General features: G+C 41.2%; 19 protein-coding genes. 2 read left to right on the plus strand and 17 right to left on the minus strand.

The features are described 5' to 3' along the window. Window positions 1-191: 191 nt before the first annotated feature. The 5 genes from BLP87_RS07345 to BLP87_RS07365 all read right to left on the minus strand — a co-directional run bounded on the left by BLP87_RS07345 (window position 192) and on the right by BLP87_RS07365 (window position 4,363). On the minus strand, window positions 192-1,118 hold the full coding sequence (locus BLP87_RS07345; protein WP_074462119.1) for an aldo/keto reductase: 927 nt from the start codon (window positions 1,116-1,118) through the stop codon (window positions 192-194). 23 nt (window positions 1,119-1,141) lie between these two features. Then, window positions 1,142-2,005, minus strand: coding sequence for an aldo/keto reductase (locus tag BLP87_RS07350; protein ID WP_074462120.1), 864 nt, complete (start codon window positions 2,003-2,005; stop codon window positions 1,142-1,144). A gap of 111 nt (window positions 2,006-2,116) precedes the next feature. Beyond that, entirely contained in the window at window positions 2,117-2,929 is an 813-nt protein-coding gene (locus BLP87_RS07355; protein ID WP_074462121.1) for a hypothetical protein, read from the minus strand. Then, window positions 2,922-3,425, minus strand: coding sequence for an RNA polymerase sigma factor (locus BLP87_RS07360; protein WP_074462122.1), 504 nt, complete (start codon window positions 3,423-3,425; stop codon window positions 2,922-2,924). Before BLP87_RS07360 ends, BLP87_RS07355 begins: the two co-directional genes overlap by 8 nt. A gap of 209 nt (window positions 3,426-3,634) precedes the next feature. Continuing rightward, on the minus strand, window positions 3,635-4,363 hold the full coding sequence (locus tag BLP87_RS07365; RefSeq protein ID WP_074462123.1) for an HAD family hydrolase: 729 nt from the start codon (window positions 4,361-4,363) through the stop codon (window positions 3,635-3,637). Between the two features lie 571 nt (window positions 4,364-4,934). Here BLP87_RS07365 and BLP87_RS07370 point away from each other — a divergent pair. Beyond that, the gene (locus BLP87_RS07370; protein WP_074462124.1) at window positions 4,935-5,993 is read left to right on the plus strand and encodes a transglutaminase domain-containing protein; all 1,059 of its coding nucleotides are present in this window, start codon (window positions 4,935-4,937) and stop codon (window positions 5,991-5,993) included. 58 nt (window positions 5,994-6,051) lie between these two features. Here the strand turns inward: BLP87_RS07370 and rsgA are convergent, their stop codons facing one another. The 12 genes from rsgA to BLP87_RS07430 form a co-directional block, all read right to left on the minus strand. After that, window positions 6,052-7,038 (minus strand): ribosome small subunit-dependent GTPase A, encoded by a 987-nt coding sequence (rsgA, locus tag BLP87_RS07375; protein WP_176756616.1) that lies wholly within the window; start codon window positions 7,036-7,038, stop codon window positions 6,052-6,054. Between the two features lie 443 nt (window positions 7,039-7,481). Next, window positions 7,482-8,456: a Gfo/Idh/MocA family protein gene (locus BLP87_RS07380; protein WP_074462126.1), complete on the minus strand. Its 975-nt coding sequence runs from the start codon at window positions 8,454-8,456 to the stop codon at window positions 7,482-7,484. Window positions 8,457-8,664: 208 nt separating this feature from the next. Beyond that, a complete protein-coding gene (locus BLP87_RS07385; RefSeq protein WP_074462127.1) occupies window positions 8,665-9,147 on the minus strand; it encodes a GNAT family N-acetyltransferase in 483 nt (160 codons plus the stop codon). Window positions 9,148-9,216: 69 nt separating this feature from the next. Continuing rightward, window positions 9,217-10,200: a PLP-dependent cysteine synthase family protein gene (locus BLP87_RS07390; RefSeq protein WP_074462128.1), complete on the minus strand. Its 984-nt coding sequence runs from the start codon at window positions 10,198-10,200 to the stop codon at window positions 9,217-9,219. A 416-nt stretch (window positions 10,201-10,616) separates the two neighbouring features. Further along, window positions 10,617-11,324, minus strand: a complete 708-nt coding sequence (locus BLP87_RS07395; RefSeq protein WP_074462129.1) for a hypothetical protein — start codon at window positions 11,322-11,324, stop codon at window positions 10,617-10,619. Continuing rightward, entirely contained in the window at window positions 11,314-11,796 is a 483-nt protein-coding gene (locus BLP87_RS07400) for an RNA polymerase sigma factor (RefSeq protein WP_026514895.1), read from the minus strand. The genes BLP87_RS07395 and BLP87_RS07400 overlap by 11 nt, the downstream gene beginning before the upstream one ends. A gap of 244 nt (window positions 11,797-12,040) precedes the next feature. Next, entirely contained in the window at window positions 12,041-12,778 is a 738-nt protein-coding gene (locus BLP87_RS07405) for an AlkZ-related protein (protein WP_074462130.1), read from the minus strand. 54 nt (window positions 12,779-12,832) lie between these two features. Then, complete coding sequence (locus BLP87_RS07410) at window positions 12,833-13,252, minus strand: GNAT family N-acetyltransferase (RefSeq protein ID WP_420314843.1); 420 nt, start codon at window positions 13,250-13,252, stop codon at window positions 12,833-12,835. Between the two features lie 92 nt (window positions 13,253-13,344). Further along, a complete protein-coding gene (locus BLP87_RS07415; RefSeq protein ID WP_074462131.1) occupies window positions 13,345-14,034 on the minus strand; it encodes an aspartate/glutamate racemase family protein in 690 nt (229 codons plus the stop codon). A gap of 47 nt (window positions 14,035-14,081) precedes the next feature. Then, on the minus strand, window positions 14,082-14,945 hold the full coding sequence (locus BLP87_RS07420) for a damage-control phosphatase ARMT1 family protein (protein WP_074462132.1): 864 nt from the start codon (window positions 14,943-14,945) through the stop codon (window positions 14,082-14,084). Window positions 14,946-15,136: 191 nt separating this feature from the next. Beyond that, the gene (locus BLP87_RS07425; protein WP_074462133.1) at window positions 15,137-15,697 is read right to left on the minus strand and encodes a GNAT family N-acetyltransferase; all 561 of its coding nucleotides are present in this window, start codon (window positions 15,695-15,697) and stop codon (window positions 15,137-15,139) included. 64 nt (window positions 15,698-15,761) lie between these two features. Beyond that, entirely contained in the window at window positions 15,762-16,928 is a 1,167-nt protein-coding gene (locus BLP87_RS07430) for an SLC13 family permease (RefSeq protein ID WP_074462134.1), read from the minus strand. A 206-nt stretch (window positions 16,929-17,134) separates the two neighbouring features. On the opposite strand from BLP87_RS07430, the gene BLP87_RS07435 reads away from it, so the two are divergent. Further along, a complete protein-coding gene (locus tag BLP87_RS07435; protein WP_074462135.1) occupies window positions 17,135-17,770 on the plus strand; it encodes a hypothetical protein in 636 nt (211 codons plus the stop codon). Window positions 17,771-17,844: the final 74 nt, after the last annotated feature.

Here is a 17,844-nt window from a genome sequence, read left to right on the forward strand (position 1 = left end):
AAGCTTTAGCTTGCATAATTCATCTGCGCATCGGTCGCATCCATAGCGGAGCGTTTTTATATCATAGGAAAAGCTATGATATAAAAAAGACTTCCGAAAAAATATCTCTTTTTTCGGAAGCCAAATAATCATTTGTTTTAGAAAATTATCTTACAATATCTCTTTATATTTTTCTCCTGCCCACTGTCAAATTACGGCAAAAACTTCCCTGACGCAAGGTACAGTGCATACCAGTCGTGATGTGAAAGCTCTACATTCGTGGCATCGCATGCATCCTTGATGTGCGCGGGATTCATAGTGCCGATTATCGCCTGCATCTTGGCAGGATGGCGCAAAATCCAAGCAAGCGCAATTGCTGTCTTAGAAACATGCTCTCTGTCCGCAAGCTGCGCAAGAACCTTGTTAAGCTCGGGATAATCAGGATTATCAATGAATGTTCCGCCAAACATTCCAACCTGAAGCGGTGACCACGCCTGAATCGTAATGTCATTAAGTCTGCAATAATCAAGCGCACTTCCGTCTCTGTTCAAAGACATATCGGTTGACTTGTTATTCATGTAAAGCGACTGATCGATAAGCTGCGACTGCTCAAGTGAAAGCTGCACCTGATTGATGACAAGCGGCTGTTTTACATATTTTTTAAGAAGCTCGATCTGCATCGGCATAAGATTGCTTACACCAAAACGGCACACCTTGCCTGCTTCTTCAAGCTCGTCAAAAGCCTCCGCAACTTCTTCCGGGTCAAACAATAAGTCCGGTCTGTGCAAAAGAAGCGTATCAAGATATTCACATTTAAGCCTCTCAAGAATGCCGTCAACACTCGCTATAATATTCTCTTTTGTCCAGTCAAACTCAGATCTCTCCGGGCATATACCGCACTTACTCTGGAGAAAGATTTTTTCCCTCTTAATCCCCGTAAGCGGGAAAGCCTGTGCAAACCGTTCCTCTGCTTCGCCCATCCCATAGCAAGTTGCATGGTCAAAAAAATTGATTCCGCACTCATAGGCTGTTCTTATAATCTCAGCAGCTTCTTTAGCAGAAAGAGACGGCATTCTCATGCAGCCCTGTATAATAGCAGATGCGTTCTGCGGTCCGTTCATTATGTCAATATATTTCATCTGTGTTCCTTTCTGTCGCTATATTAGAATGGCGCTGTGTCAGGGTCTGTCTCGTATCCTACGCAGCCTTTAAGATCGGCGATGCGCTTAACGTCAGCTTCTTCAAGCTCAAAATCAAATACCTTGAAGTTCTCCTCGATTCTCGAAGGAGTGACAGACTTTGGAAGAGGGAGATATCCCATCTGAAGTCCAAAGCGAATGCAGATCTGAGCGATGCTCTTCCCGTATTTTTCCGCAAGATCTTTCATCTCGGGAACATCGAAAATCTTACCTGTTCCAAGCGGACTGTATGCTTCAAGAATCATTCCTTTTTCTCTGCAATATGCAACAAGCTCATCCTGCGTAGCGCCAGGACAAAGCCTGATCTGATTAACCATAGGCTTAATTTTTGCAGTCTTCAAAAGCGCGTCAATGTGGTGTTGTCTGAAATTACTGATACCGATCGCACGAACTTTTCCCGTCTCGTAAAACTTCTCCATAGCTCTCCAGGTCTCGGCATTTGCCTCCTCCCAATGGTCTCTGAACATAGCCGGATTTGGCCAGTGAATAAGAAGCATATCTACATAATCAAGCCCAAGCTTTTTTAATGATTCGTCAAAAGAGCTGACGGTAAGCTCATAGCTATGCTTATCGTTCCAGATCTTCGTCGTAACAAAGATATCTTCTCTTACAAGGCCATTGTCTATAATTCCCCGTCTGATACCCTTGCCGACGCCTTCTTCATTTCCGTAAACCTGCGCCGTATCGATATGACGATACCCCGCATCTATAGCACACTTTACGCTTTCAACAGCAACATCCCCCTCAGGTGTCTGCCACGTTCCGAATCCCAAGCAAGGAATTCCGACTCCGTTCGAAAGCTTGTAAACATCATTTTGCTTCATCATATCTCGCCCTCCTGTGTGTAATGATAAAAACTTTTAATATTGTACCATCTCTGTGATATCACCACTTATCATATTCTGCGATGTTAGCTGTTATTTTTTGATGTGAAACGCTCACCGTGCTTTTATTATCTCCTCCGCCATACCAAAAAGCTCATCGGATGTGATATTCTCATCAAATGTCATGATGCAATAATGTACATCAGCCACTTCAAAAACTGCACTTGATACATAAGTAGTCTCGCGTTCATCGCTGCCATAACTTATAAAAAAGTGATCGTCTGTTTCTTCGCGCTTAAGTTCTTCTTCGGTCGGAAAAATATCTTTTGACACGGGAAGTCCCAAATACTCATCATAGTTGTAGTAGACATTTATGCCGTCAACCGTCCGCATCTCATTGGCTCTTAAAGCAACGCCCGGATCATCATCAATGTGACCGTTTACCAAAGCAGATTCCATATTTACGCTGATCTGAGCCTTATTATCGCATACATACTCAATTCTTAACTCTTTAAATCGTCCTACTGTTCTGTCTTCATCATCCACCGTACGGAAATCCTCAACATCCATCGAGTCAAACTTATACCCGTTGCTGAATGTTTCCACCGCAGCAACATCTATTCCCACTCTTTTTTCAAGTCTGGCAAGACGTCCGAAGTCAGATGTTTTGGAGAAAAAAGTGTCAGGGCTAAATGAAGTGACAACTCCCGTAGCCTTGCCTACTGCCACTCCGCAGCCTCCGAGAACAGCCAGGCATGCCGCAGTTACAGCAACAATCTTCTTTACACTCAGTTTTTTCTTCATTCGGACAACGTTCTTCACATTCCCCGCCTCAGTAAGTTTACGGACCATATACTCCTTTTGAGATTTTGAAAAACAAAGTTCATTCATTGAATTTTTATAAGATACAATTATATTTTCATTCATAGATTTCACCTGCCTTTGCACCATAAGTACCTTCTGTATCAAGCTTTTTTCTAAGCTCCCGTCGTCCTCTTGATAAATATTGCGAAACAGCAAACTTCGATTTGCCCATGATTTTCGCGATTTCTTTTACCGAATATCCTTCGTAGTAATAAAGATAGATACTCATTCGATAATTAACAGGCAACTTCTTTATCTCCTCCAAAAGATCTGAATCCGGCGCCTTCGGAGCTTCTTTTTCCTTGACCGCATCAAGCCCTACCGTTTTCCTTGAATAAGCGCTCCTTCTAAGGTCGTGGCATGCATTTATCGTAGTGCGTATCATCCATGCTTTTTCATATTCCTTTGTGTCAAAAGATAAATCACCGGAAATAAACTTAAGTAGCACAGTCTGGCATATATCCTCCGCATCAAACGTATGCTGCAGATAGTTGTAGCTGATTCGAAGGATCATATCCGAATACGTCTCCACCACCCGCCTTACTTCTTTTTCATCCATGTAAAATGCTCCTTTTCGCAGTATTTTGTCCTTCTACTTATAAAACGATTCGTAAAGGAAAAAACTGACAGTTGCAAATCATTTTTTATATTTTTTCTTATTTTTAAGCGTAGATCAACAGCCTTCACCGGATATACATGTTTTTTCCAAATTGAAAAGCACAGCCCCATTCTCTGAAGCTGCGCTCATACTCTTCTTCCCTAATTATTTTAATTCCAATTCGCTAGAATCTCCAACACATCACTTGGCTCTTTTGCAAAAATATTTGCTCCTATCTCTTCCAGATAAGCCTTGTCTCTAAAGCCCCACAGCACCGAAATGCACGGAAGACTCGAATTTTTTGCCGTAGCAAAATCAACCTCAGAATCACCGATGTATACCGCTTCTTCAGCGGAGCTTCCAAGTTCATCCATTGCTTTTACGACCATATCCGGCGCAGGTTTTCTCTTTATCCCATCCTGCTCTCCGATCGCAACTTCTATTACTTCGGAAAAGAACTTCTGATTCAGCTCTTTTACCGCGGAATCTATCTTGTTGGAAACTATGGCCATCTTGTAGCCGCGCCTTTTTAGCTCTCTCATAAGCTCGATAATTCCGACGTAAGGCCCCGTCTTATCAAGGCAGTGCACATCATAATGCTCTTTGAACACAGGTATCATCTCATCTATCACTTCCTGCGAAGTTCCATCCGGCACCGTAAGCTCGATTGCCCGCCTAATGCCGCTTCCAAACGCCTGCCTGTACTCATCGAGCGTCCTCTGCGGAAATCCGAATTTCTCCATTGTATAATTCACGGACATCGTCAGATCATCAAGCGTGTTCAGCACCGTTCCGTCCATATCAAAAATTACCGTATTTATCTTGCTCATAAAATAACTTCCTTTTGAATTAGTCTTGTCGCTAACTCCAAGCTTATCAGAAAGCTGAAGCTGTGTCATATTATTTTTTTCGCGCAGTTCCTTGATAACAGCGCCTGTAACATATTTATTTATTCATTCTCTAACCTCCATGTACCGATTGTAAATCTGCACATAAAGTCCCCACCACCTACGTATCGTAGAGTTGCAGAAACACCCCCGAAATAATTATCAAAAAAACGTATTATCGGTTTTTATCGTAATTTCGTGCACAAAAGCAATATTTGTGTTCCTTTTTCACACTATTATAGTGAAAAAATACCTATCTTCAGAATAGTTTTCGCATTAACGAAAAAAGATTTACACTGAAACATTATTATTTTTCGAATAGATTATTAACCAAATTTCTTTTAGCAAAATTGTACACATTCTACAAAGTTATAAAATACCGTTACATTCTTATGACTATTTTAGACATGTTTTAAGTAAAATTTTAGTGCAATATGCAATATATTGTTGCACATATTGCAAAAGTTGCTGTAACATTTTTTCATAATTCGAGTCATAATTAACGATAAAATCGGCAATTTCCACCTATACTATTTCCCCAAAACATGGTATCTTTATATCAATTTGTATGAGGAAAATAAAAATGAGAAGAAGCTATTTATCTATTGTGCTGATTGCAACACTTGCACTCACCGCCTGCGGTACAAATGCAAGTAATGCTTCGAATGTCACTTCCATATCAGTCGAAGATATGCCGCTTAGTGCAGAACCAGCAGACGATACAACTACACAGAATAATACAATAGCTACAAATGCATTCAAATTTAACGAAAATGTTTTCTCAAAAAAGGCCGCTACAATTTATGGCGAAAAAACAAAGGCTTCATTTTTCAATTTATGTAAAGCTTTGAAAGCCGGGGAAGATACATTCGAATGCCCCGATGAAGCCACCTATATAGAATGTATTGAAGGAGATCTTTTAAATCACTTCTTCCCGGCTGCGGTGTCATGTATTTCAGCCGATGAGACAACCGGATTTGCGGACGGAGTAGGAAAGATTAAATACAATATCACAAAAGATGAGTTTCGTTCCCGAGAGAAAGCATTTGAAGATAAAGTTGTTGATACATTAAATGCAAACGTTAGTCCCTCCTATTCCGAGTTTGAAAAGGCTTTGAACTTATACGTATATATCTCACAGAATTTCGTTTATGATTATGAGATGTATGAAGATTACTTAGCCGGAAAAGGTGAAAATGTAGGAGCTTACAGAGCTTTAATGGATAGCAAAGGCATAAGCCAGGAGTTAAGCGATCTTTACTCCTATCTTCTTTTGCAGTGCGGCGTTGAGGCCGACATCATCAGTGGTTACAATATTAACGGCGATCATCAGTGGAGTTATGTCACAATAAGTGGTAAAGATTATCACGTCGATCCCACACAGGGACTGAGCAGTCCTGATTTATTTGATGACAACACACCTTTGGATTACTTCTTGATGACAGATAATACTCGAGCAGAAAGAGACGGTTTCTCAGACTATCTCCTTTGCGGAAGCACATCTCTCGAGGTTCAGGCAACAGATGACAAATATTCGGGCCTTTCAGGCGGATACTTCCTTAAACTTGATTGCGATCGTAATATATTAACTTACGGTGGATACGACGGTGGCGGAGTTCAGGAATTCCGTTACGATGACTGATAAAAAGAGTGTATTTAAAAAGCTGACAGAATTTAATTTCTGCCAGCTTTTTTGTTACTTAGAATGATCCCCAATTATTCTTATCTTTGAAGTTCTTCATCTTCTTTGCCCACTTTGATATTTCTTTTTTCTTAGCGTAATTTCGCATATTCTCTTGTCCCAGATTCCTATACAGTTCCAATCTTTCTTCAGACAACTCTCCTCTTTCAATCGCTGCCCTCACCGCACATCCCGGCTCAGATTCATGTTTGCAATCGCTGAACTTGCACATGCATGAAAGCTCAAGAATATCTGAAAAAGTATTATCAATACCCTCCTCAGTCTTAGCCATTCCAATCTCTCGCATACCCGGAGTGTCGATTATCGAAACTCCGCTCGCAAGCTGAATAAGCTGTCTGTGCGTCGTTGTATGTCTTCCCTTTGAATCGGACTCTCTGATTTTTCCGGTCTTCATAACGTCATCACCAACTAAAGCATTTAGAAGCGTTGATTTTCCCGCTCCCGAGGAACCCAGAAGACATATTGTCTTTCCGGGGATGAGATATTCATTAAGCTCATCCAGCCCTATGTCATAAATCGCAGAAATAGCATGTACTCTGACTTTGTCGGATATGGATTCCACCTCTCGCACATACCTTCCGACATTACCGCACAGATCTGACTTGGTAAGCACTACAACAGGCACCGAGCCACCCTGCAGCACAACGCTGACATATCTCGCTATTCTGTTGTAGCTATAATCGTCATTTAACGATGTCACAATAAACGAATAATCTGCATTTGCAACCATATACTGCATAACACCTGTCTTTGCCTGATCAGGTCTTTGCAAAAAACTCGTTCTCTCACAGACAGATGTGATCACGGAATCACCTATCGGGTTGTAATTAAATGTGACATAATCTCCGACTACAGGGAGCTTTTCAGGATCCTCCCCGCGCAAATTACCTTTAAGCCTTGCAGTAACATCTTTTCCTTCAAAAATTATCGTATAATTGCTTTTTTCAACTTCCGAAATTCTTCCAGTAAATATATTATTATTCAATGTTTTGGTCTCCTTAATTCTTCTTACTTATATTTTTTAAAAAGCCTGCACCTCCGTTCTAAAACGGCAGGCTCCTAACTTTCACACCTCCGTTCCCAGAGACTGCGTCCGTTACATATATGAAGACCTTGTGCAAATTGAATATGCGCCTTGAATCAGGCAAATAGATAGTATTTAGGAATAAAAAGGCCGCGACTCAAACAAGCCACGGTCGTAAACTCAAATATAAAAGATTCAATAAAAATCAAAAAGCACATACCGAGGTCATCATACTGTATTTAATTACAATCTCTGTTTTTATAACACGCATCAAATGTACCTCGCTTTCTTTAAGATTTTTTATTTCAATACAAAGTGTAGCAAAATACCTCTTTAAATGCAACGATATTTTTGCAAACCACCCTTCTCATACAAAACGGATTGTAAAGCATTTTATTTTATCTTCAATATCCAATCTCTTTAAGCACCATATCCATCAGCTTTGCGTTAGACATCGAGAACTCCGGCGTTATAAATGGTACCGCCTCTCCGGCAACGCATTTGCTCATCTGCTGGATTTCCAGGAAATAGTTCTGCGGAATGCTGACTTTCCTCTCAATCTCTTTTCCCTGCGTAAATATCTTGTAGCTCACATCACCCTGCTGATTGTATTCAACATCAGAGATTATATGACCGTTGCTTCCGTGAATATACAATCTGTCGAGTCTTGCAGGCTTTTCTTTTCCCAGGATCATTCCCACGTTAAAAGAAGCTCTTGCTCCGTTGGCAAATCGAACTATCGCCGATGTCGAGATGTCCGCGCCATGCTCGTTATATTCCGCAACCGCTTTGACATATTCCGGATTTGAATCAATAAGCGAAAGGATCATAGTCGTACAGTAACATCCAAGGTCATACATCGCACCGCCGCCCATCTCCTTGTAGATTCTTATGTCATCTTCATAACCTTGTGTCAAAAAAGCTGTCTCGATATAATCAACATCGCCTATGACGCCGCTGAAGACATCTTTTTTAAGACTCTGAATATAAGGGCTGTGAAGATATGCATACGCTTCCATGAGATGCACGCCGTTTTCATTGGCGGTTTCAAACATCTCTTTTTCCTGCTCCTCATCGAGAGCAAGCGGTTTCTCGCAAAGAACATGCTTCCCGGCCTTCAGCGCCTTGATAACCCATTCACGATGTAGATGGTTTGGCAAAGGAACGTATACCGCCTGCACATCCTTATCGGCAAGCAGCTCCTCATAGCTTCCGTAAGCCTTCTGGAAACCAAATTTTTCCATGAAAGACTCAGCCTTTTCTTTGTCTCTTCCCGCTATCGCATAAAGCTCGCAGTTGTCGGCAAGCTGCATTCCGGGAATCGTGCATCCCCTTGCTATATTCGCAGTTCCAAGTACACCCCATTTGATATTTGCCATATAAATACCTCATCTTACTGTGCGTTTCGGATTTTTTTCCACAAAATCCTCAGTAAATGCGGGATTCTGCGTTTTTTCCAAAAGAACGTTTTCCTGTTTACATGTGACGATCACACATATTATTTTAGCATATAAGAAGCACGTTTCCACGAAATATCATTGCATCGCTATAGACTTATCGAGATAGGCGGTCATTCTTTTTCACTTATCAAAACGTCAGCCTCATCTGATTCCACGTCACACCGCCGTGAATCGACTCACTTACCCCCTCATCTTCAAAACCAAATTTCGCATAGTAATGTACAAGTTTATCCTTACAAGTAAGAACAATGCCTTTTCTACCCTGTCTTTTGGCATCATCAACAGCTCTTTTTATAAGCTCTCCGGCGTATCCGTTTTTCCTATACTCAGGAATGGTATTAACTCCGAATATCATCTGCCAATCACCGTTTTCATCATGCAGCACGGCATTTTCATACATATCATCCGTAAGATCTTTTTGATTTGTGACAAATCCGTCCACAAAAGCTATAAGCAAATCCCCGTCAAACATAAGCCAGAAATGCTCTGCGTAATATTCAAGCCTTTCTTTAAACTCTGCCGCAGTTGCAGCCTCCGCCGGCGGAAAACACTCCGCTTCCACCTGAGCGATTGCATCAAGATCTTCTATTGTCGCTGTTCTTATGTACATGTTATGTTTTTCTCCTTAGTATTTTTTGAACCATATGGTCTCTTGGGGATGAGGTTTGTGGTCCATTTTTTACCCAAAAAGATTAGTTGACAGATATCGCAATCCCGTGTCAGGAAAAATAGCAACTATTGTCTTATCTTTATTCTCTTCTCTTTTCGCAACCTGAGTAGCCGCATACAGAACTGCTCCGCTCGAAGCTCCGATCAATATACCGTCAGTCCTTGCTACTTCTCTTGCAGCTTCATAAGCCTGGCTTGTTTCAACAGGAAAACACTCATCATAATATCTATCATCAAGATTTGACGGTACAAATTCAGCAGGAATTCCTACAAAAGGATGTACTCCCGCAATTTCTTCCGGATTGGGATTATCTTTCGAAGGAATAGAATTTTCTCCGGGTTGAACAGCTATTACTTTTATATCAGGTCGCTTTTCTTTAAGATATTTACCAACTCCGGTAACTGTTCCCCCTGTTCCGACAGCAGCAACCACAATATCAACTGTTCCTTCACTGTCTTCCCATATCTCCGGCCCTGTTGTCTTATAGTGTATCTCAGGATTAGCCGGATTTGCATCTTGATTTACAAGAAAAACACTATCATCTTTTCCCAAAAATTTCTCATAAAAAGCTGCATATCCGGCAACATAATCATTATTATTTTCTTTAAGAGCCTTATCAACTTCCGGAACGTCACTCATGTTAGACACCTCGGTTCCGAACGCCCTCATTACCTTAAAACGTTCTTCACTCACTGTATCTTGCACGTAGATGTGCGTTTTATAACCTTTCACTGCCGCAATTGCCGAAAGTCCTATACCGGTATTCCCACTGGTTGCTTCCAATATAGTTCCGCCTTTTTTCAAACTGCCGTTTTTCTCAGCTTCCTCTATCATGCTGAGCGCAATCCTGTCTTTTATGCTCTGATTAGGGTTAAAAAACTCTATTTTTCCCAAAATATCCGCATCCAAACCATTCTTTTTTATATATCCGTTTAATCTAAGTAGTGGTGTATGCCCGATAAGTTCTGTTATAGATTCATAAATTTTTCCCATGATGTCCTCCTAAAACTGCACTTGGGATATATACTATACTCGATATGACCTCGTTAAGTATATCCCCATGGCTCGCACTAAGCTCGAAAATACCTCGCTAAGTGCTCTGCACAAAAAGACCGAAGGTTATCCTATACAAATAACCTCCGGTCTTCCGGTCGCGCTAAGGAAATATTGATCAAAGCGTTCGTTCCCGATGGCACACGGGATACGATATAGGCAAAAGCTTTCTGTAAGAGGATTTCTTTTATGATTTTATACACACAAACCGCCTTGATCAACGTTTCAACATATAACAATTGTTTTGTATGTAAATATGCTATCACAGTATTTCCAGGATGCATAATCAGTATAATTTATCGGTTGATATAAGCTTTTCTTGTCACAGCTTAAACATAATCTATATTGGGAGTTTTTTACTCTTCAGCTTCAATAAATTTATGAAAACATCTTTTATAAGCTTCTTTAGTAGATTCACTAAGATTGCCGTTTTCATCAAGCTCAACATGTTCATAATGATGAGCACCTTTTTTATCCACATAATCTACAAAAGGCTTAGGACCGTCAGTATATGCATCAATTTCTCCGTTTTCATCAAGTTTAACTTCTATATATTTTTCTCCTTCTTCACCCACAACATGTATAAAACATTTTCCGTCCGTGAATTTATCGGTGATATCAATTACCTTGTTCTGGAAATATAGTATACACTTGCCGTCATCCGTTTTCTCAACAACAACTCTATCATGTTCTTCCTCTATCAGCTCTTCCATTGTTACCGGCGAATTATCCCCATGCCACATCGAAGCATCTTCCTGCACTTCTTCACCATTCTCATCAACATACGTTTTCAAATAGGTTCCTTCACCTTCATTGAACTCATAAGAAACATCAATCTTATTACCGCGAACCCACAATTTAACCGACTCTCTGATTCCGCCAAGATTTGCGGCATAGGCCGTTCCCGAGCCGGCAACAACCACAAACAAAACTGCCGCCGCAGCCAAAAGGTTCTTATTTATTTTTTCTCTCTTCATTTTTTCCATTCTATTTTCCTCCAAAGTAAAGTCGCTGGAGGATTTAAGTACAGAAAAAGCCTTCTTATAGTTTTCTTTATTGCTCATCTTCCCATTCCTCCTTGAGTGCGTCTTTTAATTTGGCACGTCCGCGCGACAGCCTGACCTTAACGCTACTTTCCGTAGTCCTAAGTATCTTCGCTATCTCTTTTACGCTGTAATCCTCATAGTAAAAAAGATGGATCACAACGCGGTACTTCTCCGGTAATTTCATAACTTCTTCAAATAGTTCTCTGCTTTCAGGCGTTTCGAACGTAAGCGTCTCGACATAATCTTCAAGCGACATTTCATTTTTCCGTCTGAATGAGGACTGAATATTTTTTGCTTTATTGATTGCCACCCTTAGTATCCAATATCGGATGTGCTTTTCGTCATCAAATTCTTTTTTTGTCATGTAATATTGTAAAAATGTATCCTGAACCACATCTTCTGCATCTGCTGCACTCTTGCATATGTTAAACGCCGCGGCGTATATGTTGTCCTTGTACATTTCTACCAATTCCTGTACAGGTATTCTCATTAACTACTCCTTTATAAAGCCTTATATAAATAATACAATCGGGAGGCATAAAAGGTTACAAAAAAACTGCGGAAATTTTTTCATCGTAAAATTCCGCAGTATATCCGGCAAAACAAGCCTCATGGTCTCTTAGGGACGGGGATTGAGGACCATTTTTTGTCTTTTGAGTTTTTCTGTCGTAGTCGGCATATGCATTTCAATCCAATAATCCTCTTGTTTTTCTATTCAGTTGCAATTGGCATATTCATTTTAATCCTATTATCTTCTTAATCTGTTTTTCTGTCGCAATAGGATAGGTTTCGTTCATATATTTCATGATTCTATCTGCAGATTCCTGCGGCGTTTCGCCGTACGCCTTAGTCACATGCTTATATCCCCACAAATGCTCAGGCGTGCAGTATATCGCGATTGGCCAACCATACTCTTCGCCAAGCCTGTTCTTGCGCTGCCTAAAGTCACGAACGCAAAGATAATTCTGCATCTGAAGTCCTGTTATCGTGCCGTCGAAGTTCTTTTCTCCGCCCTTGCCAAAGCCCGCTTTCACCTTAAGCTCATTGGAATAATATTCTGCATCTTCATTTTCTTCAGCAAAAAGATTCATAATCTTGCGCTGCTTCGCCGATGCCTTGCCATCTTCCCAAAGCGCATCAAAGTCATAGCCGTCCCTGCGGACATTCACAAAATACGGAAGCCATTTCTCAGAGATAAATCCCGCCTTTTTATCAAAGAACTTCCCATAGGCAACCTTGCCGCTCCGCGCTATAAGCTCTCTCCACTCCCACGGGTCAACTTCCGGATCGCCGCACCACCAATACTTCGGCACAGTCCTTTCTTCAATCGAAAATCCCGGAATATCATTTTTAAAAAGCGGTAAAAACCCTACCTCATTTATGTAGTCAATCGCCTCTTCCACGCTGTGAAGGCACTCAGGATCATTCCATGATACGCCGTACATTATCCATGTTCCGTTTTCGTTTGGCATAGGTTATCCTCCATTTCGATTTCCTGCAGGCCTACATAATCTGCGCCTCGTCTATCACAATTCCTTAGTATAGTAATATCTCGCTCCCGTTATCGGGTACTCCTTTAACGCAAAGACTTCCTTATATCCATGCTTCACATAAAACGCAGGCGCCTGAAAAGAAAATGTATCAACGAAAGAATACTTGCAGCCGCGCTTCTTAGCCTCTTCCTCAGCAGCCTTAAGCAGCTTGCTCCCGATGCCTTGCCCTCTTAAGCTCTCATCCACAACCAGGTACTTGATACATAGCCAGTTTCCAAAAGTCTCGCCTGTAAGCCCCGCAAGTTTCCTACCACTCTCATCATCATAGTAAACGCCGACCGGATCTACATCCGAGGTTTCAAGCTTACTTAAATTATACGCCTTAAGCATCTCAAAGACATCCGCAATATCCTGCTCGTTTCCATCATTTGTTATTCTTATCTTCATCTTTATCCCTTCTATTCTATTATAATAGATCAAAAAAGACGGAGTCATGATCTATTTTTATCAAAATAGACCACTAACCCCGTCCCCAAGAGACCACTTCACGCAAGCGCGAGCCTTGCAGCCTCGGTTGCATGAATGATTGTCGTATCATATGTCGGAAGAACACTGTCCTCCTCTTTGATCAGCATACCGATCTCGGTGCAGCCAAGGATAACGCCCTCTGCGCCGCGATCCTTCATATATGAAATAATCCTCTGATATTCCTTACGCGAAGAATCAAACACTTTTCCAAGACAAAGTTCATCAAAAATAACACTGTTTACAAGCTCGATATCTTCTTCATCGGGAATCATTATCTCAAGTCCCGCTTTAACAAGTCTATCCTTAATAAAATCCTGCGTCATTGTAAACTTAGTTCCAAGAAGCGCAATCTTCTTGTGCCCGTCGCGCTTTATAGCATCGGCGGTGGCATCGGAAATATGAAGAATAGGGACATTTATCTTTTCCTCAATCTGCGGAACAAGCTTGTGCATTGTATTGGTAGCGATCACGATAAAATCAGCCCCCGCCTTCTCAAGCCTCACTGCCGCATCGGTAAGAATCTGCGCATTGCCGTCCCAGTTGCCCTTACTCATATTTTCCTCAAGCTCGGCAAAATCAACGTTGTACATCATGATCTTGGAACTGTGGAATCCGCCAAGTTTCGCCACCGTTTCCTTATTAAGAATCTCATAATAAGTAATCGTGCTCTCCCAGCTCATTCCTCCGATAAGTCCTATAGTCTTCATACGCTTTCCCTCCGATGTCTATATTTAAAAAATTCATTTAAAACATTTTATGTCACTTGCTCCGTCCCCTTGACATCTTCTACAAATACTCCTGTCAATCTCGGCACATTGAATCTGCTTGTGAAAAGCTCGCACTTACACAGGAATGAGAAAAAGATATGTCTTCCCTGCCCGCACATAGATTCATAATTTCCAAGTCCTTTTGCAAGAATTATATCCGTGCTGTCTATAGCCTTTCTGGCATCATCAGACAACATTTTATAAATTGTTCCCGCCGCGGAATTACCATTTGAAATAAGCCTGTATTTTTTACCGAGCCCTACATATTCGGCATCTTCAAGCGTAACATCATTGAGCACATCCGCGCCTCTTACCATCACTGAGATTTCTAGCTGAGGATATCTTTTGCCAAGCTGCTCAAGAAACAGCTTATCCAGCACGATCTCTCCGCAATTATCAGCAACCAAAAGGAACTTCTTTGCAGTCTTACACTGTGCAAAAAGCGACTTGATATCAGCCTCATCCTCACTTCTCATCTTCGGATCATCGAACAAAGCAAGAAATGTATTCTCATCAACATTGTTCATCGCACCAAAGTCTATATAATTTCCGATTCTCGCAAAAACGAGCGCCTTAAAAAGCGGATCTTCCGAGCTCTCTATCTTCTTTCTAAGGTCATCTTCCATGGACATCACAAGGTCGTTGTACTTTCTCTTTACATCTTTGTAAGATGCCCTTTTGCCGAAACGAGCTTCATAAGATTTATTGATCTTATATACCAGGTAAGGGGAAGTATCATCTATATCCCTGCCCTCTATTATCGCCTTCACCTCAGCAAGATATTCCTCATCATCCGTAAGATTCTTTTGCTGATTAAAAAGACATTTCGCACAACTTTCAGTAACTCGCATTCAAATCTCCTCTTCACTCATAGCGCTGCTATTATCAAATACCTCAACCTTTTTACAAAGCATAAAGTCACTTGCTCCGTCCCCGTGACATGCTCGCCAAAAGATGTCACCTGAACCGTCCCCGTGTCACCTCTGTCACCTGAACCGTCCCCGTGTCACGACCACTAACCCCGTCCCCAAGAGACCATGGTTTAGAGCTTTTTGTACATTGTTATCTCATCAATACTCTTGCCGCAATCAAGCCTAAAAGCATCGGGAAGTCGTCCCCATTCGGTAAAGCCCATCTTCTCATATAAAGAGCGCGCAGGTTCATTGTCGGAAAGAACACCAAGTTCCATAAGCTCATAGCCCGATTCCTTGGCAAATTCAATCGCGCGGTTCACAAGTATATTTCCAAGCCCCAGTCCGCGGTATTCTTTTCTGATACCGATTCCCATGCTGCAGCGATGGGCCATTTTCCTGTGAATCGCTCCGCTACTGTAAACCGCAACATTTCCGATTATCTTATCCCCATCAAAAACAGAGATCATGGCCTGGCGCTCGTCATCCGCAAGCCTCTTAAGTCTGGCTTTCTCAGCTTCTACTCCCGCTTCGTCACGCTTAACTTCATCGCCGTATCTAGTCATAAAATGTGTATCACTGGAAACCTGATACATTAAATCCAAGTATTCCACAGCATTATTAGGCCCTATTGATGTCATCTTGTATTCTTTGCCATTCTTGCAAATGATTTTCTCAGGTTCCATGTACATTTTTAATACCTCTTTTCTTTATTAAATTTTTCAAAAAGCTGAATCAGATCAGTCTTTCTTATTCCTATTTCAAAAAGGAAAGACTATTCATTACATACCTTCCTGCGCCTGAAGAAATTCCCATTCGCGCAAAAGAAAGTGCCGCCAGAAACAGCAGGTTATATCCCGTAAATACAAGAATATACTTATTCTTGTTCGCATCTTTGGTATTGCAATAAAGCTTAAAAGAGATAAGACTCGCCATAGAAGCGATCAACGTTCCGAGTCCTCCGAAATTCGTTCCGACGATCAGCTTGTCGTAACTTCCCGTAAAGCCGGACAAAAGGATCGCCGCAGGAACATTACTTATCACCTGACTGAGCGCAACGGAAAGCACAACTTCATTTCCGTTAACAGCAGATAAAAGAGCATTTGAAAAAGCCGGAATCCTCTTCATGTTTCCGATAAAAACGAATAGAAAAACAAATGTAAAAAGAAGTGAATAATCAGGTTTCTTTACTGTCTCTCTGTCAAACAAAAGAACAAGCGCCAGCACCGCCGCGAAAGCAATCTGATATTGAAGTACCCTTACCACAACAAGAATCGCAAGTATGAAAGTAAGTGCATATATAAAGATAAGTCTCTTTTCCCTAGCAGTTCTTACATAGCTTGCCTTCGCGCTCTTCTCTATTTCGCCCCCGTCAGTTCTTACAAATATCACTATGGCAAGAAGAACAAACGCAAATACAGAGTAAGGAAGCATACATTCCAAAAACTGCATCGGCGACATTCCCGCTTTGGAATAAAGGTACAGATTCTGCGGATTTCCTATCGGAAGAAGCATACTTCCAAGATTTGCGGCTATAGTCTCAAGAACCACGGTAAGTATGAGCATATCACCGCGTCCTGCGATCTCGAGAGCTATTATCGTAAAAGGCACAAATGTTATAAGCGCCACGTCATTTGTAATTACCATTGCTGAGAAAAAAGAAAGAGCAACAAGCACACCTATCATCTCTCTTGTATCCTTTGCTCTGCAAACAAGATACTCTCCTGCCTGCTTAAAAAGCCCGAGCTTTTGGAGCCCCGCCATTGTGAGCATTAACATAAAGAGAATACTCAGCGTCCTAAAATCAATATACCCGATATACTCTACATCCGGGCGGACAACAAAACTTGAAACAAGCGCCACTACAAAAGAAATCACGAGCACGATCTCTTTCTTAATAAACTCACAAACTTTATGCGACATTTCCAATCTCCAAATAAATAAAAATAAGTAGCGAAAAAACCTGTTTTTTCGCTAATCAGACAATTATAGGTCAAAACCTCCACGTATGCAAGATTTCTATATGCCCCGCTCTTTTATTTCTCATTTTTCAATGACAAATGCTTGATAAAATAAAATGTTGTGGTAAAATTAAGAAAGAATTAATGTTTTTGAGGAGAGAGGTTTTTATGAAGAAAAGAATAATTGGTGTGCTACTCAGCATGTGCATTGGAGTTATGGCAATGGGATGTTCTCTTGACGATCTGAAAGCTCTGAAAGATATAGAAGATGTTAACGAGCTTGAAATAGAAACAGTCGACGGATCCGATGTAACCGGACCTACCGATGTGCAGACAGAAGACGGCGAGTCTGTATCTGTTGCTCAGGAAAGCAACGGAGAAGATCCCTTCGCAGACAGCGAACTTGTTAAATCCGGAAGTGCAACTCCCGTAACTGAAGATGGTTTCTATAATGCCACTCTTCTTTCATCCGGTCAGAACCGTGCGGGAAATCCCAACGAAGACGGGGATGTTTCATGTATCGCTTACGAAACGGCACTTACAAACAGTGAATTACTTATGAAAGGCGTATACGGCTATACCAGCGTCGAAGACGGAGAAATGGAATCGAACTCAAATGACGATTCATACTCTTTCAAGATAGATGCTAACACAAAATTCACTATGGTCGGTGGAACCAACGGCCCCGAGGAAGTTCCTCTGGACAGTTTCAAACAGATTCTTTCAAGCTGTGCCGATTCAGAGCTCATTTTGAAGATAACTGTTGAAGGTGGCGTTGCTAAATCGGTTTCAATCTGGTCATAATAATATCGATAATTTAGAATCCTTATGGGCATTTATTTGTTCATAAGGATTTTTTTTACATAATTTTAGCTAAA

This window comes from Butyrivibrio hungatei (assembly GCF_900101605.1).
In the GTDB taxonomy this organism is placed as follows: Bacteria; Bacillota; Clostridia; order Lachnospirales; family Lachnospiraceae; genus Butyrivibrio; species Butyrivibrio hungatei_B.